A 25,930-nucleotide genomic window follows, 5' to 3' on the forward strand; every position below is an offset into this window, starting at 1 on the left:
CGGGCTCACGCGGCCGGGCAGTCCACGGCCTCATACTCCGGCGGCCACCGCTCGTGCCAGCGCAGCTCCGCCTCCAACTGGGCGGCCAGGGAGATCAGCAGTGCCTCGCTGTTCGCCGGGCCGAGCAGCTGGGCGCCGACCGGGAGGCCACCGGCCACGAATCCGGCCGGCACGTTGACACCCGGCCAGCCCAACACGTTCCACGGCCAGGCGTAGGGACAGGCCGCGATCATGGCCCGGTCGGTGGCCGCCCCGCCGAGCGGCAGCAGCGCGCCGATCAGGGGCGGGGGAGCGGCCGTTGTCGGGGCGAGGACCACGTCGTACGACGTGAAGAACGCGCCGATGCGCCGGTGCAGCGCCGACTCCGCGCGCCGAGCCGCACGCAGCGGAGCCCCGTCGAGGAGCCGGCCCAGGCGGGCGGCGTCCCGGGTGCGCCGGTCGAGCAGGGCGGGGTCGGGTGCCTCGCGGACCCACTCGGCGATGCCGACGGTGGCGCGTGGGACGAAGGTCAGCCCGATCTGGCCGTAGGGCGGGTCGGCCTCCTCCACCGTGTGCCCCAACTCGGCGAGTTTCCCGGCGAGTTCAACGGTCCGGTCCCGTACCTCCGGCTCCAGACGGGCGGGGAGCGCGGTGAACGGAGGCTTCAGCGACAGGGCGATGCGCAGCCGCCCGGGCTCGCGGCGGGCCGCGTCCGCGGCGTTCAACCGCGGGGGCTGGTACGGATCGTCGGCGTGGTTGCCTGCGGCCGAGTCCAGCAGGAGGGCGGCGTCGGCGACGGTCCGGGCCAGTGTGCCGTTGACCGTGATCCCCTGGAAGGCCTCACCGCGCGGCCAGGTGGAGATGCGTCCGCGCTGCGGCTTGATGCCGACGAGATGGGTCCACGCGGCCGGGATACGAACGGAACCCGCACCGTCGGAACCGAGCGCGGCCGGCACCAGACCGGCGGCGACCGCGGCCGCCGAACCCCCGGACGAGCCGCCCGGGGTGTGGCTGGTGCTCCACGGATTGCGGGTGTCGCCGAATGCGGGCCCTTCAGTGAACGGCCACTGCCCCAGCTCGCAGGTGTTGGTCTTGCCGACGATCACCGCCCCGGCCGCGCGCAGCCGGCGTACCGCCTCGGAGTCCGCCGCCACCGGCGGGAAGTCGCCCCGGCAGCCGAAGGCGGTCGGCTCGCCCGCCACGTCCATGTCGTCCTTCACCGCGAGAGGCACCCCGAGCAGCGGGCGGCGCGCTCCAGCCGCCAACTCGGCGTCGGCGGCGTCCGCTTCGGCGAGCGCGGCCTCGGCCCGTACGAGCCGGAAGGCGTTCAGGGTGCCCTGCGTGGCCTCGATCCGGGCCAGGGTCCGCTCGACGAGCGCGCGCGAGGTCACCTCGCCGTCGGCGAGCGCGCGAGCGGTCTCAGCCAGGCCTGCGGCACGGTCGAGCGTCATTGCGGGGCACCTCCGGAAACACGTGGTCTACCGAACGGTAACGTCAGTGCGCACGAGGTGCACGTGTCGTGCGGCTGCAACCTGACCGTTGTTGTTCCCGCCGGTGGCGGCCGGGACCTGAGCGGGCGTCGTCACGGCTGTGGCGGGTAGTCGGTCGACCTGCTGCTCCGCGCCGCGCATGCGAACCAGCGCAGATGCTCCACCGTCCGTCCGATCACCGGTTGCCCTGGCCAAAACTCGCTCGACTCGCTCATCAGGGGACTCCTTCACGCGGGTGCGACCGCCATGGGGTACCCATCCGAAATCCGGACGAGCATCCGCCACGCGGTCAGACGTTGACGGGTGGCACTCTGGGGAGGGCCGGGGTTGCTGTCAAAGAGGTGCGCGGGGCCCGATCTGCCGACCGGATCCACTGCCCGCGCAGATGTGCGTCCGTATCCCGGCCACTTGTCGTACCGGTGAGTGATCCCGGAGCTGGGCGGAGGTCCGGGCAGTTGGCTGTGGCTTCCCTTCTCATATGGCTTGAGCTGGGATTATCCTGAGCTGGAGGTGTTGCGTGTGGCATCTGTACCTTCGTCCGGCAGGCGGACAGGTGCAGTAGGGTGACGCCGCCGCAGTCACCACACCCTTCGAAGGAGAAGCCATGGCGCGCGAGGGCACCGGACCGGATTTCATCGAGGCGCTGGCCCGTGGCCTGGAGGTGATCACCTCCTTCGCACCGCACCGGCCCGCCATGTCCCTGAGCGACGTCGCCGCCGCGACCGGTCTGGCCCGGCCCACGGTGCGCAGGATCCTGCTCACGCTCCAGGACTTGGGGTACGTGCGGGCCGACGGGCCGGGTTTCGCGCTCACCCCGCGCGTGCTGGATCTGGGGGTGGCCTATGTGCGGTCCATGGGGCTGTGGGACGTCGCCCGGCCCCACATGGAGACGCTGTCCCGGCAGACGAACGAGTCCGTGTCCGTCGCCCAGCTCGACGGCTCGGACATCGTGTACGTGGCGCGTGTCTCCGTGCCGAAGATCGTCGCCCTCGCCGTACAGATCGGCACCCGGTTCCCGGCCCTGCCGACGTCCCTCGGCAAGGTGCTGCTCGCGGCACTCGACCCCGGCGAGGTGGACGTCGTCCTGGCCGAGCCCAGCCGGTCCGGACTGACGCCGCTGTGGCAGCCGGAGCGCGCGGAGCGCGACGCGGAGCTGCGCGACGTCCGGGCGCGCGGCTGGGCGCTCACCGACGAGCAGCTCACCCGCGGCATCCGCTCGGTCGCCGTGCCGCTGCGCAACGGCTCGGGGCGGGTCATCGCGGCGCTGAACGTCAACGCCCACGCCGCCGAGACCTCCGTGGAGCACCTCCTCGACCGCCATCTGCCGCTGCTGCTCCAGGCGGCCGGCGAGATCAGCGCCGACTTCGCCCGGCTGGAGACCGTCCCGCACGTCGTGCGGAGCTGACCCGCGAGGCGCTGCCGTCCGGCAGGCCCTTGACGCACGGCGTGATCGTGCCGGAATCGGCCAACGGACAGTCGTCCGCACAGCGGACGAGCTGGTAAGGAGGCGGTCCCTGATGACAGCTGGCACCGGATCGGATCAGGCAGTCGGAGGCGGCCCCCTGTCAGGCGTGCTGGTGGCCGACTTCTCCCGGATCCTGGCAGGTCCCTACGCCACCATGCTCCTGGCGGACATGGGCGCCGATGCCCTACCCGGACATCGCCACCTGACGGCAGCGGCCCGTAAGGGCCGTCTTCCGGTCGGCGGCCATGGCGTTCCGAACCCTGGCTGTAGTAGAACCACGTGACCCAGCCGTCCTCATCGTTCACCGTTGCGCTCACGCAGCCAGCTCTCGAACTCGGCGGCGACGATCCGCTCGTCGTGCACCCCGGTCGCCGCGTCGGACGCCAGCCAGACGATGGGCGGGCCCATGATCGACGGCTCCAGGAACGTGACGCCCTCGGGCACGGAGTCGAGGGGCAGCATGCCAGTGACGGTTGCGCCGCCCGGCAGCAGCAGGTTGACGTTGACGCCGGTGCCCTGGAGGTCGGCGGCCATGATCCGGGACAGCGACTCGCTGCCGGCGCGCGACGGGCCGTACGGGACGAAGCCCGCTCTGCGCAGGGTCGTATCGCTCACGGAGATGTTGACGATACGGCCGCCGCCCGCGGCCAGCATCCGTGGCGTGACCTCGCGGGCCACCAGGAAGTAGCCGGTCAGGTTGGTGTCGATCACCGCGCGGAAGCCGTCGGGCGGCACCTCCCAGAAGCCCTGCGGTTCGGTCATGAAACGCGGGTTGACCGTGCGCATGCCGATCCCGGCGTTGTTCACCAGCATGTCGATACCGCCGAGCCGCGACCACGCCTGGTCGACCGCCCCGGCCACGGACGCCTCGTCCCGCACGTCCAACTCGATGCCCAGCGCCCCCGGCAACTCGGCGGCCATCGCCTGCGCACGGGCACCGGACCGCCCGGTCAGCGCGACCCTCGCACCCGCCGCGGCCAGCGCGGAGGCCATGGCAAGACCCAGCCCGCTCGTCCCCCCGGTCACCAGCACCTTCACCGGATCACGCTCCGGCGGCGTCGACGACGCATTCATGCCGACGACGCTAGGCCGTGGAGCGAACTCGAAGTCAAGCGACGACAGCCCGCCGGTACGCCGTTCGACGCGCGTGATCCGTTCGGAGCTGGTCTGCTGGTCTCTGGGGCCGTCGATATCTTTCGCGTGTTCGGAGAGACCCATGACCACCTATCGAGTCGCACAGGCGACCGCCACGGGCGGACCGTTCGAGATCGCCGAGCGTGAGGTGCCCCGGCCGGGGCCCGGGCATGTACGGATCGCCGTGGAGGCCTGCGGGATCTGCCACAGCGACGCCGCGTTCGTGAACGCCGGTGTACCGGGCATCCAGTTCCCCGTGGTGCCCGGGCACGAGATCGCCGGGCGCATCGAGGAACTGGGCGAGGGCGTGCAGGAGCGGGGCTGGCAGGTCGGTGACCGGGTGGCGGTGGGCTGGTTCGGCGGCAGCTGCGGCCACTGCACCCCTTGCCGCCAGGGCGACTTCATCGTGTGCGAGAACCTCAAGGTCCCCGGCTGGGCCTACGACGGCGGCTTCGCCGAGAAGGTGATCGCACCGGCCGACGCGCTGGCCCGGATCCCCGACGGGCTGACGGCCGTCGACGCGGGGCCCATGGCCTGTGCCGGCGTGACGACCTTCAACGGACTGCGGCGCAGCTCCGCCGAGCCGGGCGACCTGGTCGCCGTGCTCGGCATCGGCGGCCTCGGCCACCTCGGAGTGAAGTACGCGGTCGCGATGGGCTTCGAGACGGTGGCGATCGCCCGCGGCCAGGCGAAGGCCGACCTCGCCAAGCAGCTCGGTGCCCACCACTACATCGACAGCACGTCGGGCACCCCCGTCGCCGAGGCGCTGGGCTCCCTCGGCGGGGCCAGGGCGGTGCTGGCGACGGCGGGCAACTCCGAGGCCATCACAGCGGTCGTGGACGGACTGTCGCACCGCGGTGAGCTGGTGGTCATCGGGGCGGTCCCGGAACCGCTGGGGATCAACCCGGTCCAGCTCCTCATGAAGGGCAGGGTCGTCCGCGGTCACCCGTCCGGCACCTCGCAGGACGTCGAGGACACCATGGCCTTCAGCGCGTTGCACGGCATCCGCCCGATGACCGAGACCGTGCCGCTGGAGCAGGCCGGCGAGGCGTACGCGAAGATGATGTCGGGCGCCGCCCGCTTCCGGATGGTGCTCACGAACGGCTGACGCGCCACGGGGTGCGCACCGACTCCCGCCCGGTTGACTTGGAGCGCGCTCGAAGAGCTAGCGTCGCCGTCGTCGACGGAAAGTCGACGGAGATCCGGGCGAACGGAGACGGCCATGCGCGTCGGCGTGCACATCAACCGGTTCAACAACTCCGCGGGCGCGCCCGCGCTGGGCGCCGAACTGGCTGCCGCCGCTGCCGCGGCCGAGGCGGCGGGCGTGAGCTGGCTGTCGGTGATGGACCACTACTTCCAGATGGAGTTCAACGGCGGCGCCGAGGACCCCATGCTGGAGGCCTACACGACCCTCGGCTATCTCGCGGGCCGCACCTCCACCGTGCAGCTGGGTGCCCTGGTGACCGGAGTGACGTACCGCCACCCGGGTCTGCTCGCCAAGATCGCCACCACGCTCGACGTGGTCTCCGGCGGCCGGGCCACGCTCGGCATCGGGGCCGCCTGGTACGACCGCGAGCATCACGGGCTCGGTGTGCCCTACCCGCCGCTCGCCGAACGGTTCGAGCGGCTCGAGGAGACCCTGCGGATCTGCCGCCAGATGTGGGACCCGGAGAACAACGGCCCCTTCGAGGGCCGTTACTACCAACTCGCCGAGACGCTGTGCGTGCCGCCGCCGGTGAGCACCCCGCACCCGGAGATCATGATCGGCGGCGGGGGCGAGAAGAAGACCCTGCGGCTGGTCGCGCAGTACGCGGACGCCTGCAACCTGATCCCGTCGTCGCCCGAGGAGCTGCGGCACAAGCTCGACGTTCTGCGCGGCCACTGCGACACCGTGGGCCGTGACTACGACACGATCCGCAAGACGATCGCCTACACCGGGGACGCGGCCACGGACGGCGACCTCGACGCCTTCACACGCGACATCGAGGGGTACACGAAGCTCGGCGTCGACACGGTGATCGTCGGCCCGCGCCTGGGCGAGACGTCCGGGTGGATCGAGAGCTTCATCGCCCCGGCGGTCGAGCGGCTGGCCGGGCTGGACTGAGGCATACGCGAAAGGGGCCGGTGCCTGCGCGGCTCCGGCCCCTCCACTGGCCCGACGGTTCAGGCAGCCTGGCCCACGTTGCCGTGCACGCGGGCGACGACCTCGGTCAGCTGCGCGGCGACCTCGGCGTCGTCGGCCGGGTGGGTCTCGGCGAACCGCGTCAAGGAGCCCGGGATGGACAGCTTGACGTCCTCAAGCACCTTGCCGCCGGCGATGCCGATGGCCTTGCGGGTCTCGTCCTGCGCCCACACGCCGCCGTACTGGCCGAAGGCGGTGCCGACCACAGCGACCGGCTTGCCGCCGAAGGCGCTGTCGCCGTAAGGACGGGACAGCCAGTCGATGGCGTTCTTGAGGACGGCCGGGATCGTGCCGTTGTACTCGGGGGAGAAGAAGAGGAACGCGTCGGCGGCCTTGGCGGCCTCGCGCAGCTTCGCGGCGGCGGCCGGGACGCTGCCCGCGACGTCGATGTCCTCGTTGTAGAAAGGGATGTCGGCCAGGCCCTCGAACAGCTCGACCTCGGCACCCTCTGGAGCGAGCTTGACGGCCGCCTCGGCGAGCTGGCGGTTGTGCGAGCCAGCGCGCAGGCTGCCGACGAGCGCAAGGATACGAACGGACATGTGAACTCCAAAGTGCTGAAACATTGCTGTCACGAATCCGGACCGAGGTCCGCTTAGCTTTCTACCAGCCTAACCGGACCACGGTCCAGTTTTGTTCCTGATGCTTTACGCTGACTTCATGTCCAGCCCGCTGCCGCCCTTTCCGAAGCCCCAGGAACCCGTAGCCGCGCCCCAGTTGCTCGAACTCGGCGCCCGCGACGACGAGCCCTGCCTGCGCGCCGACGCCGCGCGCAACCGTGCCCGGCTGCTGGAGGCGGCGGCCCGGCTGGTGAAGGAGCAGGGCGCCGCGAACCTGACCATGGAGGCGGTGGCCGCCGCGGCCTCGGTGGGCAAGGGGACCGTTTTCCGCCGCTTCGGCGACCGCAACGGCCTGCTGACGGCACTCCTGGACCACTCGGAGAAGCAGTTTCAGGCCGCGTTCCTGAGCGGCCCGGCGCCGCTCGGTCCGGGAGCCGGCCCCGTGGAGCGGCTCGGCGCGTTCGGCGTCGAGATGGTGCGGCGGATGCACGACGAACTGGACCTGCAGCTGGCGGCCGAGCCGAACGCGGAGCGCCGGTTCTCCTCCCCGGCCCGCCGCGTCCTGTACAGCCATGTGGTCCTGCTGCTGCGGCAGGCGGTGCCGAACGCCGACAGCGAGCTCCTGGCGCAGACCCTGATGGGCTATCTCAACCCCGTCCTGATCCACCACCTGACACGGCAGTGCGGCATGACCCTGGAGCGGCTGGAGTCGGGCTGGCTCGACCTGGTCGCCCGCGTGGCCTGTACCGAGCCGCCCCGCTGAGCGCTGTGCACGCTCAGCCGTGGGCGGCGAACTGATCCACCAGTCCTTGCGGGGCGTCGGCACGCAGCAGCGTGGCGCCACTGAGCGCGGACGGGGCCGCGGACCACTCGCTCCGCGGGAACATCCGCTCCTTGTAGGCGGCCAGCGCGGCCTCGACGTCCCCCGGGTGCGCGGCGATCGCCAGCCCCAGTTCCGCGCCGTCGAGCAGCGCGAGGTTCGCGCCCTCGCCCGCGAACGGCGACATCACATGGGCGGCGTCACCGAGCAGCGTGACACCGGGGACCCGGTCCCAGCGGTGCCCGGTCGGCAGCGCGTGTATGCGCCGGGGCACCGGGGCGCCGTCCGCGTCCGCGACCAGCGCCCGCAGGCTCTTTTCCCAGTCCGCGAAGTGCGTGAGGACGGCCGCCTTCGCCGCCTCGGCGTCGGTGAAGTCGATGCCGTCCAGCCACTCCTCGGCGGCCTCCAGCGCCGCGTACACGTGCAGACTGCCGTCGGACTCGCGGTGCGCCAGGAATCCCCGGCCCGCACCGAGCGCGAACAGCATGCCGCCACCGACCACCTCCGCGCTCACCGGGTGGCGTACGTCGGCATCGAAGAGATCCACCTCGACGAACGACACGCCGGTGTCGGCGGGTTGGGCGGCGGACAGCAGTGGACGGATCCGTGACCAGGCGCCGTCCGCGCCCACCAGCAGATCGGTCGCGAAGCTTCCGCCGTCCGCGAGCGTCACCTCGTGACGGCCGTCGCCGAGCGGGCGCGCCCCGGTCACCTTGGCACCCCAGCGGACCGTGCCCTCGGGCAGCGAGCCGTGCAGCAGGTCGCGCAGCCGGCCGCGGTCGATCTCGGGCCGACCGCCGGTCCCGTCGTCGGCCGCCTCCATGCGGACCACGGCGTCCTTGTCGAGCATGTTCGTCGACTTCGCACCCGCCCCACGGACCCCCGCTCCGCCCTCACCGCAGCCGGACTCGTCGAACCGTGAACCACGTTCCCCCGGCCACTTTGCCGCCCCGGGCTTCTGCCAAGATGCGGTACGTCATGGTGCAGATACCGAACACGCCGTCGCCCGCGTCGCGCTCCGTTCCCACGAGTGCCGATGTAGCCCGTGTGGCCGGCGTCTCGCGCGCGACCGTCTCCTACGTCCTCAACAACACCAGCGCCGTGCGCATCAGCGAACCCACGCGCCGCCGCGTCCACGAGGCCGCCGAGGAACTCGGGTACGTCCCCCACGCGGCCGCCCGCAGCCTGCGCGCCGGACACAGCCGGATGGTCCTGATGCCCGCCCCGGCCGTCCCGGTCGGACCGCTCTACAGCCAGTTCATCAACGGGCTCCAGTGGGCCCTCGGCCGCCTCGACTACACGGTGGTGCAGTACGGCAGCGTCGGACTGCACGGCGACGAAGCCGCCCGCGCCTGGGCCGAGTTACGCCCTGTCGCCGTCCTCGTGCCCGGCGCGGGGCTCGGCCCCCAGGGCCTCGCCGTCCTCAAGCGTGCGGGTGCCCGGGCCGTGGTCACGTTCGGCCCCGGGCGCGTCGAGGGCGCCCATGCATTGCTGATGGACCACGGCAGTGTCGGCCACTGCGCCGGCGCCCACCTCTACGCCCGCGGCAGGCGCCGTATCGGCGTCGTCGTCCCCGACGAGCCCGGCCTGGAGGCCTTCTCCCGGCCACGCCTGGACGGCGTACGGCGGGCCCTGTTGGGCACGGACGCCTCCGTGGCCGAGCTGCCCCTCGCCTACGAGGAGCGGGCCGCAGCCGAACTCGCCACGCGCTGGCGGGAGTTGGACCTTGACGCGGTGTTCGCCTACAACGACGAGTACGCGATGCTGCTCATGCGCGCCCTCCAGGACGAGGGCATCCGCATCCCCGAGGACACGGCCGTGATGGGCGCCGACGACCTCATGCTCGGCCGGCTGCTGCGGCCCCGGCTCAGCACCATCCACATCGAACTGCCGTCCGGCCGCCACCTCGCCGAACTCGTCGACCGCGCGGTGCGCGACCCCGGTGCCACGCCCGAGGCCCACACGGTGCTGGGCGCGTCGGTGGTGCACCGGGACTCCACCTGAGCCGACCGGCCTACGCACCTCTGCGCGCATCGGCGCTCTTCCGGCGGCACGCACCTAGGATGTTGCACGCTCAATCAACGGCTCGCGGGTGCCGTGAGCCGTGCAGCCCCCGGTGACCGATCGGAGAGCCGTCATGCCGCTGCTCGACCCGAAGACCTGGCAGTCCCGCGCCCTGTCGGGCCCCGAGTACACCGTCACCGAGCCCGCCACCGGCGACACGCTCGGCGCCGTCACGCTCGCCACGCCCGAGGACGTCCATACCGCCGCAGGGGACGCCCGTACCGCCCAGCGGGAGTGGGCCCGCGCCCCGCACTTCGTCCGTGCCGCCGTGCTCCGCAGGGCCGGTGACCTGTTCATCGCGCACGGCGACGAACTGCGCGAGTGGCTCGTCCGCGAATCCGGCTCCATCCCCGGCAAGGCGGACTTCGAACTGCACGTCGCCGCCCAGGAGTGCTACGAGGCCGCCGCCCTCGCCTCCCGCCCGGCGGGTCAGGTCCTGCCGAGCGAGGCGCCCCGGCTGTCGTACACCCGCCGCGTCCCCGTGGGTGTGGTGGGCGTGATCTCGCCGTTCAACGCGCCGCTGATCCTGTCGATCCGCTCGGTCGCCCCGGCCCTGGCGCTGGGCAACGCGGTCGTCCTGAAGCCGGACCCGCGCACCGCGGTGTGCGGCGGGCTGTCCCTGGCCGCCGTCCTCGCGGAGGCGGGCCTGCCGGAGGGGCTGCTGCATGTGCTGCCGGGCGGTGCCGAGGTGGGACAGGAGCTCGTCACGGACCCGCAGGTGCCGGTCATCTCGTTCACCGGGTCCACCGCCGCGGGCCGCGCCGTCGGCGAGGCGGCCGGGCGTCACCTCAAGCGGGCGCACCTCGAACTGGGCGGCAACTCGGCGCTGGTCGTCCTCGAGGACGCCGACCTCGACGCGGTGATCTCCACGGCCGCCTGGGGTTCGTTCTTCCACCAGGGCCAGATCTGCATGACGACCGGCCGGCATCTGGTGCACGCCTCCCTGTACGAGGAGTACGTCGAACGGCTCGCCGCCAAAGCCGACTCCCTCGCCGTCGGCGATCCGCACCGCGCCCAGGTGCACCTCGGCCCGATCATCGACGAGGGCCAGCTGAGCAAGGTGCACGCCCTGGTCGGGGCGAGCACCACGCTCGGCGCCAAGCTGGTGGCGGGCGGCACCCACGACCGGCTGTTCTACCGGCCGACGGTCCTCGCCGGCGTCGACGAGCACACCCCCGCCTACGCGGAGGAGGTCTTCGGCCCGGTCGCGCCGGTGCGATCCTTCGCGACCGCCGACGAGGCGGCCGCGCTCGCGGCCGACAGCCCCTACGGACTGTCCCTGGGCATTGTCACCAGGGACACCGCCCGGGGCCTCGACCTCGCCGAACGCATCCCGACCGGCATCGTCCACGTCAACGACCAGACCGTGAACGACGAGGCCGTGGCACCCTTCGGCGGCGTCGCCGCGTCCGGCACCGGCGCCCGCTTCGGCGGCGAGGCCAATCTGGAGGCCTTCACCGACGTGCGCTGGACGACGGTGCGCGGCGACGTGGCGCCGTACCCCTTCTGAGGGAACGGCCGAAGGGCGCTGAGGGCCGGGCCTACTCGCCGCCCTCGGCCTGTGCCTGCTGGGCCGCGACCGCCTTGCGGACCTCGTCCATGTCGAGCTTCCGGGCCTGCCCGATGACGTCCGTCAGGGCGGTCTCGGGCAGGGCGCCCGGCTGTGCGAACACGGCGACCTGGTCACGGACGATCATCAGCGTCGGGATGGACTGGATGCCGAAGGCGGCCGCCAGTTCGGGCTGTGCCTCGGTGTCCACCTTGCCGAACACCAGGTCCGGGTTGTCCTGCGCGGCCTTCTCGTAGACCGGGGCGAACATACGGCACGGGCCGCACCAGGACGCCCAGAAGTCGATCAGGACGAACTCGTTCTCCGTGACCGTCTGGTCGAAGTTCTCCTTGGTGAGCTCCACGGTGCTGCTCATGGGTGATTTCCTCTTCCTGATGTGGGAGCGAAGCCGTCGGCACAACACGGTCGCCCGGGTACGTATTCCGCGCACGTACCCGTGTGGCCACCGGGCACACCACCCACCAGACTGATGCCATGACGGAAACGGAATCCATCGCGTACGACGTCGTGGTGCTCGGGGCCGGGCCCGTGGGGGAGAACGTGGCCGACCGCACCCGTGCCGCCGGTCTCACCACCGCGGTCGTGGAGAGCGAACTGGTCGGCGGCGAGTGCTCCTACTGGGCCTGCATGCCCAGCAAGGCCCTCCTGCGACCGGTCATCGCCCAGGCCGACGCACGCCGACTGCCGGGCCTGAGCCAGGCGGTGCAGGGCCCCCTCGACGCCGCCGCGGTGCTCGCACGCAGAAACTACTTCACCTCGAACTGGAAGGACGACGGCCAGGTTCAGTGGCTCGACGGCGTCGGCGCCGACCTGTACCGCGGCCACGGCCGCCTCGCCGGACCCCGCACGGTCACCGTGACGGGCCCCGACGGCGACCTCACGACCCTCACGGTTCGGCACGCCGTCGTCGTCGCCACGGGCAGCCGCGCGCTGCTGCCAGGCCTGCCCGGGCTCGCCGACGTCAAGCCCTGGACCAGCCGCGAGGCCACCAGCGCCCAGTCCGTCCCCGGCCGGCTGGCCGTGGTGGGCGGCGGCGTGGTCGCCACCGAGATGGCCACCGCCTGGCAGGCGCTGGGCTCGCAGGTCACGGTGCTCGTCCGCGGCAAGGGCCTGCTGTCCCGCATGGAGCCCTTCGCCGGCGAGCTGGTCGCCGAGGCGCTCACCGAGGCGGGCGCCGACGTACGCACCGGTACGTCCGTCGAGTCCGTGACCCGCGAGAACGGCAGCGTCGTGGTGGTCACCGACGCCGGTGACCGCGTTGAGGCCGACGAGATCCTCTTCGCCACCGGCCGTGCCCCGCGCACCGACGACCTCGGCCTCGAGACGATCGGGATGGAGCCGGGCTCCTGGCTGCCGGTCGACGACAGCCTGCGGGTCACCGGCAGCGAGTGGCTGTACGCCGTCGGCGACGTGAACCACCGCGCCCTGCTCACCCACCAGGGCAAGTACCAGGCACGCATCGCGGGCGCCGCCATCGCCGCCCGCGCCTCCGGCGTCCCGATCCTGGAGTCGGATCCGTGGGGCGCGCACGCCGCCACCGCCGACCATGACGCTGTACCCCAGGTCGTCTTCACCGACCCGGAGGCCGCCGCCGTCGGCCTCTCCCTCGCGGAGGCGGAACAGGCGGGCCACCGGGTTCGCGCGGTCGATGTCGAGTTCAGTTCGGTGGCGGGCGCCGGTCTCTACGCCGACGGCTACAAGGGCCGCGCCCGGATGGTCGTCGACCTCGAGGAAGAGATCCTGCGCGGGGTCACGTTCGTCGGCCCCGGAGTCGGCGAGATGATCCACTCCGCGACCGTCGCCGTTGCCGGGCAGGTCCCGATCAACCGACTGTGGCACGCGGTCCCGTCCTACCCGACGATCAGCGAGGTCTGGCTGCGGCTCCTGGAGGCGTACCGGGATCAGTGATCCCGACCGGTGCGTTCCCCGCGCGGGGAACGCACCGGCTGGTCAGTTTCCGTCGCTACGGCAGCTCGAAGTCCAGTGCCGCCGCGGCCTGTTCTGGCGTCGGCTGGGTCCAGCGCTCCGCCATCGCCGCGTTCGACGACAGCGAGCGCAGCTCCGCACGGTCCAGGTAGAGCATGCCGTCGAGATGGTCCGTCTCGTGCTGGACGATCCGCGCGGGCCAGCCCGTGAACACCTCGTCGACCCTGCGGCCGTGCTCGTCCTGGCAGCGCAGCCGTACCTCGGCGTGCCGGGCCACCACGGCCTGCCAACCGGGCACGCTCAGACAGCCCTCGAAGAACGCGGCCCGGCCGCCGCCGACCGGTTCGTACGACGGGTTGACCAGCACCCGGAAGGGCTGCGGCACTCGCCCGCGGGCCACGCGCACCTCGTCCGGCACGGTCGCCGGATCCTCGATCACCGCGATCCGCAGCCCCACCCCGACCTGGGGCGCGGCGAGTCCCACGCCCGGCGCCGCGTGCATGGTGCGGCGCATCGCCTCGACGAACCGGGCCAGCAGCGCGGGCTCCAACTGCCCGTCGAACGGCTCGATGCCGCGCCGCAGCACCGGGTCGCCGGCCGCGACAATGGGCAACGGGCCGTCACCGACGAGGAGTTCCTCGACACGCTCGGCCAGGGGCGCACGGTCACCGGGGGCACGATCACGGGGTGCGCGATCACTGGGGGATGCCATCTCGCCAGCATGACATGCCGGTTCGCACTCACCCGCGGACAGGGGAGCGGGACCGAGGTGAAGCAGGGTGTCCGGACACGCGACGCGTTCCTGGTCCTGTGCGCGGCGACGCCGCTGTGACCGGCATGCCAAGGGCCCGGTTCCTGCCGGAACCGGGCCCTTGGACCGTCGTACTCAGGCGTCCTGGAAGTCGCCCGCGAGCGCCGAGGCGAGCTTCAGGTGCGACTGGGCCTCCTCGTACCGGGCCTGCCGCTGGAGCGTGCGCCCCAGCATCAGCCGGGCGTAGTGCTCCACCGGGTCGCGCTCGACGATGACACGCAACTCGGCCTCGGCACGGCGCAGTTGGGCCGAGTGGTAGTAGGCCCGGGCCAGCAGCAGCCGGGGTCCGGTCTGCTCCGGCACCTCCTCGACCAGCCCGACCAGCACGCGCGCCGCGCCCGCATAGTCCTTGGCGTCGAAGAACTGCTGCGCGCGCTCCCAGCGCTCCGCCGCGGTTCCGTGGTCGTAGTACGTCATGTCCACTCGTGACCTCCTTCGACCCGATCAACGGAACCCATTGGTCGAATATTCCACTACCTCGGTCGGGCTTCCAGGGCCGCCAGTTCGGCGTCGGCGCGCTCGGTGATGAGGGTCAGGACGCGGCCCGTGACGGCCCGGTCCTGCTCGGAGATGCCCGCGTAGATCCGGGCGCTGACCGCCCCGGTCTCGGCGGTGACCTTGGCGTACAGCTCGCGCCCGGCGTCCGTGATGCCTGCGCCGGACGGCGCCTGAGGGGCCAGGAGCCCCGCCGTGATGAGTTCCTCGACGGTGTCCGCGACGTCGTCGGGGTCGGCCTTGAGGGCGGCGACGACCCCGGCGACGAGATGCGCGCGCTCGACCGGCCCGTCCGCGACGGCGGCGAGCCGCAGAGTGATCTGCTGCTGGAAGGTGAGGCCGTACGCGGCCAGGATGCGCTCCAGGACCGCGCGCGACGCGTAGTGGGCCAGGCCGATGACGCGGGGGTCGACGATGGGTGCGGTGGTGGTCATGACTGCTCCGTCTCGCTGTCGGATGTGCTGAACGGATCGAGTGGTGCGTCGAGCAGGGTCGTCAGCTCGCGGTTGAACGCGCGGGTCCGGTCGCTGTCGAGTCCGCCGAGCGGTGCCAGGAGTTGCTGGAGGAGCCCGTGGACGACCTTGATCGCCCGCCGCGTGACCTCACGGCCCTCCTCGGTGAGCGCGAGCTGCACGGCGCGGGGATCGCGTGGATCCTTGGCGCGCTCGACGAGCCCGGCGGACTCCAGACTGCGGGCCAGCTTGGAGACGTACAGGGCCTCGAGGCCGGTGTGGTCGGCGAGGCGGCGCTGGCTGGGCCGTTGGCCGGAGCGCTGCATGCCGTACAGCGACGCCACCAGCGAGTACTGCGCGTGCGTGAGCCCCAACGGGGCCACCGCGCGGTCGACGGCGACCCGCCACTTCATGGACAGCCGCCACACCAGGAATCCGGGCGTGGCTCCTTCGGAACCCTTGCTCATGACAGATACAGTACATGGCTACTATGTACATGGCTACTATTTCGGCAGATCCCCTCGGACGTCGGCCGGGGGGGGCAGGATGCGCGACGTGCGGCGGCCACTGTGGCTCGGGCCGCGGCCTTCGAGGCGTCGATGACGCTGCGGTCCTGCAGCAGTCGACCCGAGGCGAGCGCTCCGTCGATCAGGAGACGGAGGTGGCCGGCCAACGCTTCAGGGGCGTCGGCACCGGCCTTGCGGGCGAGCGAGGTGAGCCACTGTTGGCGGCGTTGTGTGTCCGCGATGGTCGCGGCGTGTGCGGGTGAGCCGGGTTCGGCTTCGACGGCCGCGCTGAGGAACGGACAGCCGAAGAAGCCGTGGCGGTCGAAGGATGCCATGAGCGCGTCGAACAGTCCCACCATCTGGTCGGCCGGGGCGGGTCCGGCGGCTGCGGACTGCGGCTGCTGCATCCATGAGCGGCGCCCTCCAGGTGCAGCGAGTGGCAGCGACGCCGGAGCTGGCAGAGGATGAGAGCGCTGCTCCCGCCCCGCTGAGGAGGCCCGGACATGCGCTGGTGGTCGTCGCTGGTCACGATCGGCCGTGAGGGGCTGCGCATTCAACGGGCATTCGCCGCGCCGTCGGTGATCGCACGAGCCGTACTGGCCGTGCTGCTCGCCACGGTCCTCGGCCTCCTGCTGGACGACCCGGTGGCCGGGGCCATGGCCAGCGTCGGTGCGTTCATCTGCGGCATAGGTACGCTGCTGAGCCCGCTGCGACACCCTGTGGTGAACGCGCTCGGGATGGCCGCGGCCTTCAGCGCAATGGCGGTGCTGGGGGCCCTGGTGCACGCCACCACCTGGCTGTTCCTGCTGCTCCTCGCGGTCGCGGCGTTCGCCACCGGGCTGTGGCGGACGATGGGCGTTGCGCCCGGCATCCGGGGTTGCCTCGCGGTCATCGGGCTGATGATCACGGCTGATCTCGCTCCCGACGTACATGGCGGCCTGGTGATGGCCCGCTGGATCGCGGTCGGGACCGGACTCGTCGTGGGGGTTCAACTGCTCCCGCCGTACGGTCCGCGGTTCGCCGCCCAGCGCCGTGCCCTTGCAGCCCTGTACCAGTCGCTCGCCGAGACTTCGGTCGCGGCCGACTCCGCCGCCCTGGGCGGGTCCGCTCCGTTCACGGCGGCCCGGCAGGCCCTGGAGCTGCTGCCGCAGTTCAGCCGACCGGCGGCAGCGGCCATGTTCGGACTGCTGGGAGAGGCCGAACGCATCGGCCGCGCGCTGCACGCTGTGCGGCTGACGGTACCCGCGGCAGCGGCCGGGAACCAGGAGGCACTGGCCGCCGCCGCGCAGGTGCTGGGCAACATCTCCCGTACGGTGGCCTCCGGCCGCGAGCACCGCACCCCCGAGGGGGTCCGCACCCTCCTGGAGTCGTGGGCTGCCGCCTCGCCCGTGCGCGGCCCGCGCGACCTGGCCGCGCGGCTGCCGCCGGCCGAGCAGCTGGCCCGGCGCTCGACCGACGACCGCCTCGGCGACGTACTGGAACCCCGCACCGAGGTGCCGGGCCTGTACGCGGGCACCCCCTCCGTAGCACGCACCGCCCGGCGGATCCGGGCACAGCTGCATCCCCAATCGCCGATCTTCCGCCATGCGGTGCGGCTCGCAGTGGGCGTGGTGGTCGCTGAGGTCATCGGCCGGTCGATCGGCGGATGGGGCGGGCTGGGCATCTCCGCGCACGGCTTCTGGGTGGCCCTGACCACCTTGCTGGTGCTCTTCCCCGAATACGGACACACCATCGCCCGCGGCTGGGGACGGGCGGCCGGGGCCATACTGGGCGGCCTCTTCGCCTGGGTGCTGTCCCTGCCGCACTGGTCACCCGTCGGCCTCGCGGTCCTGGCGGTGGTGCTGGCCGCCGCGTCGTTCGTGACCCTGCGGACCGGGCAGCTGATGCTCAACCTGTGGCTGACCACCTGGATCGTCTTCCTGATCCACCATGTCGGCGGGCTGCCCGGGCCCACGGCGTGGGCGCGCGCCGCCGACACTGTGGTCGGCGCCGCGCTCGCCGTGCTCATCTTCCTGGTCTGGCCGACCTGGTCCACCCGGCGGGTGCCGGGCCTGCTCGCGCAGTGGCTGCGGGTGCAGGACCGGCTGCTGCCCGAGCTGCTGACCGGCTACGCCGACGTCGGCGCGACCGACCCGGCAGCCGTCGACGCACTACGGGCGCGGTCACGGCAGGTCAGGGAGCACTTGGAGGCCGCGGTGGAGCAGTCGCACGCCGAGCCGGCCGAGCACCGCGGCCCCTGGTCGAGTGCGCAGCTGGAGAAGATCAGGACTCAGGTGTCCACGGTCGCCGGATGCGCCACCCTGCTGGGCGAACACCTGCCGCGTACCCCTCAGGAAACCGTGCCGGAGCTGACCGAACTGGTCGATCCGCTGCACGAACACCTCTCCGCCTTGGCCCGCGCCGCCGCCGGAGGCGAGACCGTGGCCCCGGGGGCATTGCGGTCGGTCTTCGACTCCTTCACGGCCCGCTCCGGCCTGCTGGCCGAGACGTCCGACGGCTCCGGCAGCGCCACGACCAGCCGCGCCGTCGCCCTGAGCACCGCAACCGTCGACGCCGTCGAGGCCCTGACCGCCACCATCGCCTCCCGCTACCGCCCCCGTCGCCACGCGGCAGCCTGACACTCCGCAGAGTCGCCGTCCGGCCTGACCATGGTCTCCCTGCCGGGACAGGGGCGAAGTCGGGTAGGCCGTGGTGATCGACGCCAGTGCACGGGCGGTGCGCTCACCTGCGGATGACGTGGTCCGACGGATACGGGGTTGTCGGCGTGACAGGTGGGCCTCCGGCCGCTGCCGCCATCGGTTGCGCGTAGAGATAGGGAACCGGAACCGGAGAGGTGGGAGGGAAGCCCGGCCTGGCGGCGTCGAGATGGGCATCCAGGCTCAGCGCGGCGGTGACGAGGGCGAGGTGGGTCAATGCTTGTGGGAAGTTGCCGAGTTGCTCGCCGGTCAGCCCGATTTCCTCGGAGTACAGGCCGAGATGGTTGGCGTAGGTGAGCATCTTCTCGAAGACGAGTCGCCCTTCACGCAGATGGCCGGCGCGAGCGAGGGCTTCGACATACCAGAAAGTACACGCAGAGAAGGTGCCTTCGGAACCGAGCAGTCCGTCGGGAGAGGCCGAGGGGTCGTACCGGTATACGAGGCCGTCCGACACGAGATCCTTCTTGATCGCGTCCAAAGTCGAGAGCCACCGCGGATCCTGCGGGGGGATGAACCCCACGGCGGGCATCCGGAGAAGCGCGGAGTCCAGAACGTCGCTGCCCAGGTACTGCGTGAACGCGGCACGCCCCGGACTCCACCCTCGCCGCATGATCTGCCAGTAGATGGCGTCGCGTTCCTTCGCCCAGCGCTGCACCTCGGCGGGGCGGCCGCTCCGGGCGGCCATGCGGGTGGCCCGATCCAACGCGATCCAGCTCATGAGCCGTCCATAGGTGAAGTCCTTGTCACCGCCCCGCGTTTCCCAGATACCGGCTTCGGGACGGTCCCAGTTCTCGCACACCCAGTCCACCGTGTTGATCAGCGCCTGCCAGATGCGGCAGGTTGTCGGCAGACCTCGCTCGTCGGCGAACTGGAGGCACTCCAGTGCCGATCCGTAGATGTCGAGCTGCAACTGGTCAGCGGCACCGTTGCCGACCCGCACCGGAGCGGAGCACCGGTAGCCTTCCCAGTGACCCAGGGTCTGCTCCGCCAGGTCGGAGGAGCCGTCGACGCGGTACATGACCTTCAGAGGGTGCTCGCTCGGACCGGTGTATTCCTGAACGCGGTCGCCCAGCCACTCGGCGAATGCCACGGCTTCCTCGGTGAATCCCAGCCCGAGCAGCGCGTGAAGGGACAAGGAGGCATCGCGTACCCACGAGTAGCGGTAGTCCCAGTTACGCTCACCTCCGACCTGTTCCGGCAGGCTGGTGGTCGGAGCCGCAACCATGGCCCCGGACGGGGCGTACGTCATGAGTTTGAGCGTCATGGCGGAGCGGTTGACCATCTCCCGCCACCGTCCGGTGTAGCGCGAATGCGCCAGCCAGTTGTGCCAGAAGGCGATGGTGTCCTCCAGAAGCCGCTCGCATTCCTCCGGCGGAACGATGCGTGGCGGACCGTCAGCGAACGTCTCCAGCACCAGGCCGCGGGTCATGCCGGCTCGCAGCCCTACGGTCATACGCACGTCACCGGCGCGAATCCTCCGGGCGCCCGCGCACTCATCGCCGAGTATGTCCACCACATGTACGGTCACATCTGTATCCCGGCCGACAAAATGCCAGCCGCCCACGCACGAGGTGACCTCATGCGGTTGCTGCGCGTAGTCGAACCGAGGGGCGATCTCGATGTCGAACGAGATCTCACCGCGAGTGCACCGCAGCATGCGGACCAATCGATGGTTGCTTGACGGATTGCGCGGCGAGGCAGGCGGCATGAAATCCACGACCGATCCGACGCCCTGCTCGGTCATGAATCTGGTGAGCAGCACACAGGTGTCCGGGTAGTAGAGCTGCCTGGTCGCATACGTCGGCGCTTGGGGAGCAATCGTCCAGTGGCCGCCGTTCTCACCGTCGAGCAGTGCTCCGAAGATACTCGGCGAGTCGAATCGCGGGCTGCAGAACCAGTCGATCGTTCCCTCGGTGGAGACCAGCGCGGCCGTCTGCAGGTCACCGATGAGTCCGTGGTCTTCGATCAGCGGATGTTCGTTCATGGGGCTCTTCCCATCTTGCCTGGCGTCAGCGGTGACATCGCTGCTACCGGCCGTGCCCGCCCCCACCTCCAGACTGCCCGGCATGCCCCGGGTTCGCATCACTCCCGGAAGCGGACCAACTGCGCGCCCGCACATACGCGCCTCGTCGCCGACGCGGCTCCCGCCTTCGGTCGACCGGGTCCCCTCGAAGCCGACCTCATCACCGGTCTGACCGCGCCCGGTGTTTTCGCAGGTCAGCGCACCCGTCCTCGGGGTTTCAGCGGCACTTGCGGCAGTTGTGGCGCGGGCAGCGGGTCCCCGTCGTAGCCCTTCACCTCGCCGAAACGGGTCCCCTTCATCCAGTCTTTTCGGGCCTGTACGACCTCCTCCTGAGACCGGCCGACGAAGTTCCACCACATGATGAGCTCCTCCTCGAACGGCTCGCCGCCGAGCAGCATCACGCCCGCGTCCGACTCGGCGCGCAGCGGCAGTTCGGTGCGGCCGCAGCCGAGGTAGAGCATCGAACCCGGCAGTACCGCCACCCCGTCGACGCGCACTTCGCCGGACATCGCGAGCACGCCGTACTCGAAGTCGGGGTCGAGGGGCAGCCGGACGTCCGCGCCGGAGGCGAGTGCGAGGTCGGCGCCGACGATCGGCGTGTACGTCGAGCCCGGCGAGACCGAGCCGTCGAGGGCGCCCAGGATCACGGTCGCCGTGAGGCCGGGTGCCGTGACCGTGGGCAGCTCGGCGTGGTGCTCGAACTTCGGCTCGGCGTGCCGGTGGGCGTCCGGCAGTGCGACCCAGAGCTGCGCGCCGTGCAGGAAGCGGGCGTGCGGCCGGGGGCTCTCCTCGGAGTGGCTGATCGCCCGGCCCGAGGTCATCAGGCCCAACTCTTTTGGCCGGATGGTCTGCAGGCTGCCGATCGAGTCGCGGTGCAGCACCTCGCCCTCGTGCAGCCAGCTGACCGTCTGCAGCCCCATGTGGGGGTGCGGTGGGACCTGCATGCCGGGTTCGTCGGCGATGTCGTCGGGGCCGTAGTGGTCGACGAAGGCCCAGGCGCCGATCATCCGGCGGCCCAGGTTCGGCAGCAGTCGGCGCACCTCGGTCGACTCGCCGAGTTTCACCTGGCGGGGGCTAAGCAGCTCGCGGACGGGTTCGGCGACAACGAATCCACGGCCGCCGCACACGCTCGGTACGGGCGCGCGGTCAAGGTTGCTCATACCGCCCAACTTAGCGGTCGCCGGTTCCGGTTGCCGGGTGCTCGGCCGGTCGTACGCCACGGGTTCGTGTGCCGGACTCTCCTTGCCTAAGTCAATCAACTGACTTACCGTCGGGGGGTCGTGCAGACCCGAGCACCCCCACGGAGGCCCGACCATGTCCCATGCACAACCCCGGCCCGCGTCTGCGGCGGAGGCAGGGGAGTCCGTGGTGCCGCGGACGAACCTCGTCGTCGCGGTGCTGGCCTTCGGCGGGATCGTGGTCTCGCTGATGCAGACCCTGGTGATCCCGATCGTGCCCGAACTGCCGCGCCTGCTCCATGCGCCGGCGTCGGACGCCGCCTGGGCGGTCACCGCCACCCTCCTCGCGGCCGCCGTCGCCACGCCCGTCATGGGGCGGCTCGGCGACATGTACGGCAAGCGGCTGATGCTGCTGACCAGCCTCGTGATGCTGGTCGCCGGGTCGGTCACGGCGGCCCTGAGCGACGCGCTCATCCCGATGATCGTGGGACGGGCGCTGCAGGGCCTGGCCGCCGGAGTCATCCCGCTCGGCATCAGCATCATGCGCGACGAACTGTCCGCCGAACGGCTCGGCTCCGCCACCGCCCTGATGAGCGCCTCCCTCGGTGTCGGCGGCGCCCTCGGGCTGCCCGCCGCGGCGCTCATCGCCGACCACTTCGACTGGCACATGCTCTTCTGGACCTCGGCAGGGCTCGGCGCGGTCGCCGCCCTGCTCGTCGTGCTGCTCGTGCCCGAGTCGAAGGTGCGCAGCGGCGGCCGCTTCGACCTGGTGGGCGCGCTCGGCATGGCGGCGGGCCTCGTCTGTCTGCTCCTCGCGATCTCCAAGGGCGCCGACTGGGGCTGGCGCAGCGGTACGACGCTCGGCCTGTTGGGGGCGGCAGTGGTCGTCCTGCTCGCCTGGGGATTCTACGAACTGCGCGCGAGGCAGCCGCTGGTGGACCTGCGCACCACCGCCCGCCGCCAGGTGCTGGTGACCAACCTCGCCTCGGTCGCCTTCGGCTTCTCCATGTTCGCCATGTCCCTGGTGCTTCCGCAGCTCCTGCAGTTGCCTCGGGCGACCGGCTACGGACTGGGCCAGTCCCTGCTCGACGCCGGCCTGGTCATGGCCCCGGCGGGCCTGGTGATGATGGCGATGGCGCCGGTGTCCGCCCTCGTCTCGCGGACCTGGGGTCCCAAGGTGACCCTGATGTGCGGTGCCGTGATAGTGGCGGCGGGATACGGCCTCAACATCGTGCTGATGGACGCCGTCTGGCAGCTCGTCATGGTGTCCTGCGTGATCGGCGCGGGAATCGGCTTCGCCTACGGCGCGATGCCCGCGCTCATCATGGGCGCGGTGGACCCGTCGGAGACGGCCGCGGCGAACAGCCTCAACACCCTGATGCGGTCCATCGGCACGTCGACCGCGAGCGCGGTCGCGGGGGTGATCCTGGCTCAGATGACCACCACGTTCGGGTCCACCCCGCTGCCCTCGGAGAACGGCTTCAAGGTGGTCATGGCCGTCGGCGCCGGTGCGGCCGTCCTCGCGCTCCTCGTCGCGTCGTTCATCCCGCGCCGGCGTGTTGCTGCGCCCGCCCCGGTCTTCGAGGTTCCGGCCGCCGCGGAGGTGGAAGAGCCGGACCGCGGCATTCTGGTGCGCGGGCATGTGCGGGGCGCCGACGGTGTGCCGACGGCGGGCGCGGCGGTGACGCTGATCACGCTCGAAGGGCGGCAGTTGGGCCGGTCGCTCGCCCACGCCGACGGCTCCTACACCATCGCCGCGCCGGACGAGGGGACGTACGTACTCATCGCCTCCGCCGACGGCTGCAGGCCGCAGGCGACCACTCTGGTGATCGGCGCCGAGCCCGTGACGTACGACCTTCTGCTGAGCGGCTCCAGCGGGCTGGCCGGTGCGGTGCGCTCCGCCGACAGCGGCGCCCCGGTCACCGGGGCCGTGGTCGTCGTGGCCGACGTGCGCGGCGACGTCCTCGCCACCGGGCAGACGGACACCCTCGGTGAGTTCCTCGTCGCTGATCTGGTGCCGGGGACGGTGACGGTCGCCGTCAACTCGGTCAAGCACCGGCCGCTCGCGCTGCCCGTCGAGGTCGCCGGCACCGGAATCACTCGGATAGAGGTCGAGTTGCGGCCCGGTGCACATGTGCGGGGCACCGTGCGCGGCGGGGGTGCGCCGCTCGGCGACGCGCGGGTGACGCTGGTGGACGCCGCGGGCAACGTCGTCGCCACGACCACCACCGGGAGCGACGGGGCGTACGCCTTCACCGACCTGGACACCGGCCAGTACACGGTCCTCGCGACCGGCTACCCGCCGCAGGCCGCCGGGGTGCGCGTGGCCGGCGCCGACGTCGAGGACCACGACATCGAACTCGCCTACCCCCAGGCGTAGTTCAGGGACCCTGAGCCGTTGTGGTGGACGGTGCCGTCCGCGTCCATGGCAGGATGGATCTGCATCGGGCCGTACTCGTCGTGGTCCGTCGGGCGGGGCGGTTCCGGGCCGTCGGGGCCCGAGCGGACCATCCGCTGGATACGGCAGTCCGCGAGGCGTCACACCCCCTCCAATCGCCACTCCTGCGTAGCCGCGTCGCTCACCGTCCGCTGCACCACTGCCGTGCCGCTCGTGGTGACCGTGAGGTCCAGGGCCTTGCCGTCGGAGCTGTTGACGAGGCGGTGGTGGTCGTCGGCGGACGGTCGCAGGGTCCATTTCTGGGCGTGGGTGCCGTTGTGTGCGCCCAGGGTTGGAACGGTGGCGCTAGGTGCTTCCAGCACCTTGCCGCTGTGGAGGTTCGTCAGCTTCACGTAGTCGCCCGAACTCGTCGTGATCCAGCGCTGGTTGGGGTCGCTGTGCGGGGAGCGGGCGGTCACCGTGGTGTCGCTCACGTCCAGTACCAGGCCCGTCGCCCGGTTGCGCAGGCGGAACGTGCCGCTGGGCGTGGGTGCCGCCACCCGGTTGGCGCCGCTCAGTACGTTGCCCTCGGTGGTCAGGTAGTTGGTGGTGTAGTCGAAGCGCGGGGTGCCCGACCACAGCAGGTAGAAGTACTTCATGTTCTCCGAGAACCAGTAGGCGGGCGTCAGATCGCCCTTGGTCACCGGGGTCGTCGTCATGTCCGTCACGACCGTGTAGCCGTTCGCGACCTTGCAGTGCCTCTTCTGTGCGTCCCACAGCCATCCGGCCCGGTCCCGGTAGACCTCCCTGCCGGTCAGCAGCCACAGGAACAGCGCCGAGTCCAGGTATTCCGGGCGGAGTTGGTACGCCGTACTGGTCGCGGACAGCGTTGTGTAGTCGAGCCCCTCCGGCGGCAGCCGGAACCGTCCGAGCGCGGCCGCCCAGGACGCGTGGTACGACTCGCCCTCGCTCAGGTTTCCGCCCTGTGCGAGCAACCCGGCGTAGAACGCCGTGAGTTCGGACTGCCGGCGGCCGACCGTCGCACCGGTGCGCATGTCGGCCGACCTCAGCCACAGCCGCCCGTTGTACGTCTCGGCGAGATGCCGCAGCACGGCGGAGGTCAGCGTCCGGTACCAGCCGAGGATCTCGGTGTCGCCGAAGAACTGGTAGGCGTCCCACAGATACTCGAAGTACGAGTCGACGGGCGGATCGAGCCGCGCGGTCGGATCGGTCCAGGCACCCGTGTCCACGTCGAGCGTCGTACCGACCAGATCCAGCGCGGAGCGCCGCTCGTACGGTGCCTTCAGCGCTCTCTTCGCCGCGTCGAAGTATCGCTTGTCACCTGTGAGTTGGGACAGTCGTCCCAGTTCGGTGATGTTGCTGCCGATCTCGGCGAGCGGCACCCGCTTGCCGCTGACCGCGCCCGTGCGCAGGTTGACGTACCGGTACGGGGCACCGGTCGGGGAGGACGTGAACGCGGGCAGCAGCCGGTCGGCGAGGTCGCGTGCCTTGGTCAGCAGAACGGGGTTGCCCGTGCAGTGGTGGCCGGACAGCAGACCGCCGACCAGCCGGATGATCGCCTCGAAGACGTGGACGTCCGCGTCGCGGTCGAAGTCCAGGCTGTCGTCGACCCAGGCGACGGCGGCGTCCAGTTCGCCGTCCAGCTCCATCAGGTACAGCGTGTCCAGCGACTCCACCACGGTCAGCCCCAGCGGCACCCTGCCGATGAAGAACTCCGAGCCGGTTCCGCTCATCGGACGCAGCTCGTCGCGGCCCCAGGCCAGCCTCCGGTACGCGGTCCATGCGGTGAGGAACTCCTGGCGTACGTCCTCGGCGAGCGCGAGGTCGGCCGGGCCGGGCGCCCCGGATCCCGGTGCGGCACCCGGGCCGCCGGGCAGGGCGGACGCCCCTGTGGTATCGAGGCCGCCGAGCGCCGCGAACGAAGCCACTGCGGTGCGCAGCAGGGAGCGCCGGGTAAATCGGGTGTCCGGCAGTGAAGACAGAGGAGGCATGGGCATGCCGTACCGGGAGCACGGTCCCGCACGCCCCGGACGCGCCCGCCGCACCCCCCGATTCACCCGAATGGCGGTGCCGAACCGGCGGGCAGACGATCATGTCGTGGCGTGTGGCCGCCGCCGGAGCGCCGGTGCCGCCCGAGGCCGCCGGGAGGCGGGGACCCGCAGCGCCACCAGCACCGCCCCGACG

At 71.5% G+C, this 25,930-nt stretch carries 22 protein-coding genes and 2 pseudogenes; 10 read left to right on the forward strand and 14 right to left on the reverse strand.

The genetic code is table 11. From position 1 onward, the window contains the following. Positions 1–5 precede the first annotated feature (5 nt). Positions 6–1,430, reverse strand: a complete 1,425-nt coding sequence (locus tag ACFYXB_RS14660; protein WP_389581700.1) for an amidase — start codon at positions 1,428–1,430, stop codon at positions 6–8. Between the two features lie 643 nt (positions 1,431–2,073). Between ACFYXB_RS14660 and ACFYXB_RS14665 the strand changes: the two genes are divergently transcribed. Next, positions 2,074–2,874, forward strand: coding sequence for an IclR family transcriptional regulator C-terminal domain-containing protein (locus ACFYXB_RS14665; protein WP_389581703.1), 801 nt, complete (start codon positions 2,074–2,076; stop codon positions 2,872–2,874). Positions 2,875–2,986: 112 nt separating this feature from the next. Further along, positions 2,987–3,121: pseudogene (locus tag ACFYXB_RS14670) on the forward strand (CoA transferase); the annotation flags it as partial. A 107-nt stretch (positions 3,122–3,228) separates the two neighbouring features. On the opposite strand, the gene ACFYXB_RS14675 reads toward ACFYXB_RS14670, so the two are convergent. Beyond that, positions 3,229–4,008: an SDR family NAD(P)-dependent oxidoreductase gene (locus ACFYXB_RS14675; RefSeq protein ID WP_389581706.1), complete on the reverse strand. Its 780-nt coding sequence runs from the start codon at positions 4,006–4,008 to the stop codon at positions 3,229–3,231. A 142-nt stretch (positions 4,009–4,150) separates the two neighbouring features. Here ACFYXB_RS14675 and ACFYXB_RS14680 point away from each other — a divergent pair, with 142 nt between their 5' ends. Together ACFYXB_RS14680 and ACFYXB_RS14685 are read left to right on the forward strand one after the other, a co-directional pair. Beyond that, complete coding sequence (locus ACFYXB_RS14680) at positions 4,151–5,176, forward strand: alcohol dehydrogenase (RefSeq protein ID WP_389581708.1); 1,026 nt, start codon at positions 4,151–4,153, stop codon at positions 5,174–5,176. Between the two features lie 114 nt (positions 5,177–5,290). Further along, positions 5,291–6,172, forward strand: coding sequence for an LLM class F420-dependent oxidoreductase (locus ACFYXB_RS14685; RefSeq protein ID WP_389581711.1), 882 nt, complete (start codon positions 5,291–5,293; stop codon positions 6,170–6,172). A 59-nt stretch (positions 6,173–6,231) separates the two neighbouring features. Here the strand turns inward: ACFYXB_RS14685 and ACFYXB_RS14690 are convergent, their stop codons facing one another. Further along, on the reverse strand, positions 6,232–6,789 hold the full coding sequence (locus ACFYXB_RS14690; RefSeq protein WP_389581714.1) for an NAD(P)H-dependent oxidoreductase: 558 nt from the start codon (positions 6,787–6,789) through the stop codon (positions 6,232–6,234). 118 nt (positions 6,790–6,907) lie between these two features. On the opposite strand from ACFYXB_RS14690, the gene ACFYXB_RS14695 reads away from it, so the two are divergent. After that, on the forward strand, positions 6,908–7,570 hold the full coding sequence (locus ACFYXB_RS14695) for a TetR/AcrR family transcriptional regulator (RefSeq protein ID WP_389581717.1): 663 nt from the start codon (positions 6,908–6,910) through the stop codon (positions 7,568–7,570). Between the two features lie 13 nt (positions 7,571–7,583). Here the strand turns inward: ACFYXB_RS14695 and ACFYXB_RS14700 are convergent. After that, positions 7,584–8,483 (reverse strand): annotated as a pseudogene (locus tag ACFYXB_RS14700) (FAD-dependent oxidoreductase); the annotation flags it as partial. Positions 8,484–8,593: 110 nt separating this feature from the next. Here ACFYXB_RS14700 and ACFYXB_RS14705 point away from each other — a divergent pair. After that, the gene (locus ACFYXB_RS14705) at positions 8,594–9,631 is read left to right on the forward strand and encodes a LacI family DNA-binding transcriptional regulator (RefSeq protein ID WP_389581719.1); all 1,038 of its coding nucleotides are present in this window, start codon (positions 8,594–8,596) and stop codon (positions 9,629–9,631) included. Positions 9,632–9,764: 133 nt separating this feature from the next. Further along, positions 9,765–11,201: a benzaldehyde dehydrogenase gene (locus ACFYXB_RS14710; protein ID WP_389582098.1), complete on the forward strand. Its 1,437-nt coding sequence runs from the start codon at positions 9,765–9,767 to the stop codon at positions 11,199–11,201. 31 nt (positions 11,202–11,232) lie between these two features. Here ACFYXB_RS14710 and trxA read toward each other — a convergent pair whose 3' ends face one another. Then, entirely contained in the window at positions 11,233–11,616 is a 384-nt protein-coding gene (trxA, locus tag ACFYXB_RS14715) for a thioredoxin (RefSeq protein WP_351349107.1), read from the reverse strand. A gap of 119 nt (positions 11,617–11,735) precedes the next feature. On the opposite strand from trxA, the gene ACFYXB_RS14720 reads away from it, so the two are divergent. Continuing rightward, a complete protein-coding gene (locus ACFYXB_RS14720) occupies positions 11,736–13,169 on the forward strand; it encodes a dihydrolipoyl dehydrogenase family protein (RefSeq protein WP_389581723.1) in 1,434 nt (477 codons plus the stop codon). 55 nt (positions 13,170–13,224) lie between these two features. Here ACFYXB_RS14720 and ACFYXB_RS14725 read toward each other — a convergent pair whose 3' ends face one another. The 5 genes from ACFYXB_RS14725 to ACFYXB_RS14745 form a co-directional block, all read right to left on the reverse strand. Then, positions 13,225–13,899 (reverse strand): peptide deformylase, encoded by a 675-nt coding sequence (locus ACFYXB_RS14725; RefSeq protein WP_389581726.1) that lies wholly within the window; start codon positions 13,897–13,899, stop codon positions 13,225–13,227. A 174-nt stretch (positions 13,900–14,073) separates the two neighbouring features. Then, positions 14,074–14,421: a tetratricopeptide repeat protein gene (locus tag ACFYXB_RS14730; RefSeq protein WP_389581728.1), complete on the reverse strand. Its 348-nt coding sequence runs from the start codon at positions 14,419–14,421 to the stop codon at positions 14,074–14,076. Positions 14,422–14,471: 50 nt separating this feature from the next. Next, positions 14,472–14,927: a MarR family transcriptional regulator gene (locus tag ACFYXB_RS14735; RefSeq protein ID WP_389581731.1), complete on the reverse strand. Its 456-nt coding sequence runs from the start codon at positions 14,925–14,927 to the stop codon at positions 14,472–14,474. Next, complete coding sequence (locus ACFYXB_RS14740) at positions 14,924–15,412, reverse strand: MarR family winged helix-turn-helix transcriptional regulator (protein WP_389581734.1); 489 nt, start codon at positions 15,410–15,412, stop codon at positions 14,924–14,926. The genes ACFYXB_RS14735 and ACFYXB_RS14740 overlap by 4 nt, the downstream gene beginning before the upstream one ends. Continuing rightward, positions 15,409–15,858 (reverse strand): hypothetical protein, encoded by a 450-nt coding sequence (locus tag ACFYXB_RS14745; RefSeq protein WP_389581736.1) that lies wholly within the window; start codon positions 15,856–15,858, stop codon positions 15,409–15,411. Before ACFYXB_RS14745 ends, ACFYXB_RS14740 begins: the two co-directional genes overlap by 4 nt. A gap of 96 nt (positions 15,859–15,954) precedes the next feature. Here ACFYXB_RS14745 and ACFYXB_RS14750 point away from each other — a divergent pair, with 96 nt between their 5' ends. Further along, complete coding sequence (locus ACFYXB_RS14750; RefSeq protein ID WP_389581739.1) at positions 15,955–18,069, forward strand: FUSC family protein; 2,115 nt, start codon at positions 15,955–15,957, stop codon at positions 18,067–18,069. Between the two features lie 103 nt (positions 18,070–18,172). Here ACFYXB_RS14750 and ACFYXB_RS14755 read toward each other — a convergent pair whose 3' ends face one another. Next, complete coding sequence (locus ACFYXB_RS14755; protein WP_389582100.1) at positions 18,173–20,131, reverse strand: glycoside hydrolase family 15 protein; 1,959 nt, start codon at positions 20,129–20,131, stop codon at positions 18,173–18,175. Positions 20,132–20,364: 233 nt separating this feature from the next. Further along, positions 20,365–21,330 (reverse strand): pirin family protein, encoded by a 966-nt coding sequence (locus ACFYXB_RS14760; protein WP_389581742.1) that lies wholly within the window; start codon positions 21,328–21,330, stop codon positions 20,365–20,367. A gap of 154 nt (positions 21,331–21,484) precedes the next feature. Here ACFYXB_RS14760 and ACFYXB_RS14765 point away from each other — a divergent pair, with 154 nt between their 5' ends. After that, entirely contained in the window at positions 21,485–23,728 is a 2,244-nt protein-coding gene (locus ACFYXB_RS14765; RefSeq protein ID WP_389581744.1) for an MFS transporter, read from the forward strand. Here ACFYXB_RS14765 and ACFYXB_RS14770 read toward each other — a convergent pair. Together ACFYXB_RS14770 and ACFYXB_RS14775 are read right to left on the reverse strand one after the other, a co-directional pair. Then, positions 23,713–23,868, reverse strand: a complete 156-nt coding sequence (locus ACFYXB_RS14770; protein ID WP_389582101.1) for a DUF5954 family protein — start codon at positions 23,866–23,868, stop codon at positions 23,713–23,715. The two genes, ACFYXB_RS14765 and ACFYXB_RS14770, sit on opposite strands and share 16 nt — an antisense overlap. Before the next feature lie 18 nt (positions 23,869–23,886). Continuing rightward, a complete protein-coding gene (locus tag ACFYXB_RS14775) occupies positions 23,887–25,737 on the reverse strand; it encodes a glycoside hydrolase family 47 protein (RefSeq protein ID WP_389581747.1) in 1,851 nt (616 codons plus the stop codon). Positions 25,738–25,930: the final 193 nt, after the last annotated feature.

Origin of the sequence: Streptomyces sp. NPDC002619 (assembly GCF_042889305.1) — a bacterium.
In the GTDB taxonomy this organism is placed as follows: domain Bacteria; phylum Actinomycetota; class Actinomycetes; order Streptomycetales; family Streptomycetaceae; genus Streptomyces.

What these genes read in the sequence shown, in the direction of transcription:
- ACFYXB_RS14705 (WP_389581719.1), top strand. Translation starts at nt 8,594, where the DNA reads ATGCGGTACGTCATGGTGCAGATACCGAACACGCCGTCGCCCGCGTCG.
- ACFYXB_RS14775 (WP_389581747.1), bottom strand. Translation starts at nt 25,737, where the DNA reads ATGCCTCCTCTGTCTTCACTGCCGGACACCCGATTTACCCGGCGCTCC.
- ACFYXB_RS14710 (WP_389582098.1), top strand. Translation starts at nt 9,765, where the DNA reads ATGCCGCTGCTCGACCCGAAGACCTGGCAGTCCCGCGCCCTGTCGGGC.
- trxA (WP_351349107.1), bottom strand. Translation starts at nt 11,616, where the DNA reads ATGAGCAGCACCGTGGAGCTCACCAAGGAGAACTTCGACCAGACGGTC.
- ACFYXB_RS14735 (WP_389581731.1), bottom strand. Translation starts at nt 14,927, where the DNA reads ATGACCACCACCGCACCCATCGTCGACCCCCGCGTCATCGGCCTGGCC.
- ACFYXB_RS14720 (WP_389581723.1), top strand. Translation starts at nt 11,736, where the DNA reads ATGACGGAAACGGAATCCATCGCGTACGACGTCGTGGTGCTCGGGGCC.
- ACFYXB_RS14685 (WP_389581711.1), top strand. Translation starts at nt 5,291, where the DNA reads ATGCGCGTCGGCGTGCACATCAACCGGTTCAACAACTCCGCGGGCGCG.
- ACFYXB_RS14765 (WP_389581744.1), top strand. Translation starts at nt 21,485, where the DNA reads ATGTCCCATGCACAACCCCGGCCCGCGTCTGCGGCGGAGGCAGGGGAG.
- ACFYXB_RS14660 (WP_389581700.1), bottom strand. Translation starts at nt 1,430, where the DNA reads ATGACGCTCGACCGTGCCGCAGGCCTGGCTGAGACCGCTCGCGCGCTC.
- ACFYXB_RS14675 (WP_389581706.1), bottom strand. Translation starts at nt 4,008, where the DNA reads ATGAATGCGTCGTCGACGCCGCCGGAGCGTGATCCGGTGAAGGTGCTG.
- ACFYXB_RS14665 (WP_389581703.1), top strand. Translation starts at nt 2,074, where the DNA reads ATGGCGCGCGAGGGCACCGGACCGGATTTCATCGAGGCGCTGGCCCGT.
- ACFYXB_RS14760 (WP_389581742.1), bottom strand. Translation starts at nt 21,330, where the DNA reads ATGAGCAACCTTGACCGCGCGCCCGTACCGAGCGTGTGCGGCGGCCGT.
- ACFYXB_RS14755 (WP_389582100.1), bottom strand. Translation starts at nt 20,131, where the DNA reads ATGAACGAACATCCGCTGATCGAAGACCACGGACTCATCGGTGACCTG.
- ACFYXB_RS14750 (WP_389581739.1), top strand. Translation starts at nt 15,955, where the DNA reads ATGCGCTGGTGGTCGTCGCTGGTCACGATCGGCCGTGAGGGGCTGCGC.
- ACFYXB_RS14695 (WP_389581717.1), top strand. Translation starts at nt 6,908, where the DNA reads ATGTCCAGCCCGCTGCCGCCCTTTCCGAAGCCCCAGGAACCCGTAGCC.
- ACFYXB_RS14680 (WP_389581708.1), top strand. Translation starts at nt 4,151, where the DNA reads ATGACCACCTATCGAGTCGCACAGGCGACCGCCACGGGCGGACCGTTC.
- ACFYXB_RS14745 (WP_389581736.1), bottom strand. Translation starts at nt 15,858, where the DNA reads ATGCAGCAGCCGCAGTCCGCAGCCGCCGGACCCGCCCCGGCCGACCAG.
- ACFYXB_RS14725 (WP_389581726.1), bottom strand. Translation starts at nt 13,899, where the DNA reads ATGGCATCCCCCAGTGATCGCGCACCCCGTGATCGTGCCCCCGGTGAC.
- ACFYXB_RS14690 (WP_389581714.1), bottom strand. Translation starts at nt 6,789, where the DNA reads ATGTCCGTTCGTATCCTTGCGCTCGTCGGCAGCCTGCGCGCTGGCTCG.
- ACFYXB_RS14740 (WP_389581734.1), bottom strand. Translation starts at nt 15,412, where the DNA reads ATGAGCAAGGGTTCCGAAGGAGCCACGCCCGGATTCCTGGTGTGGCGG.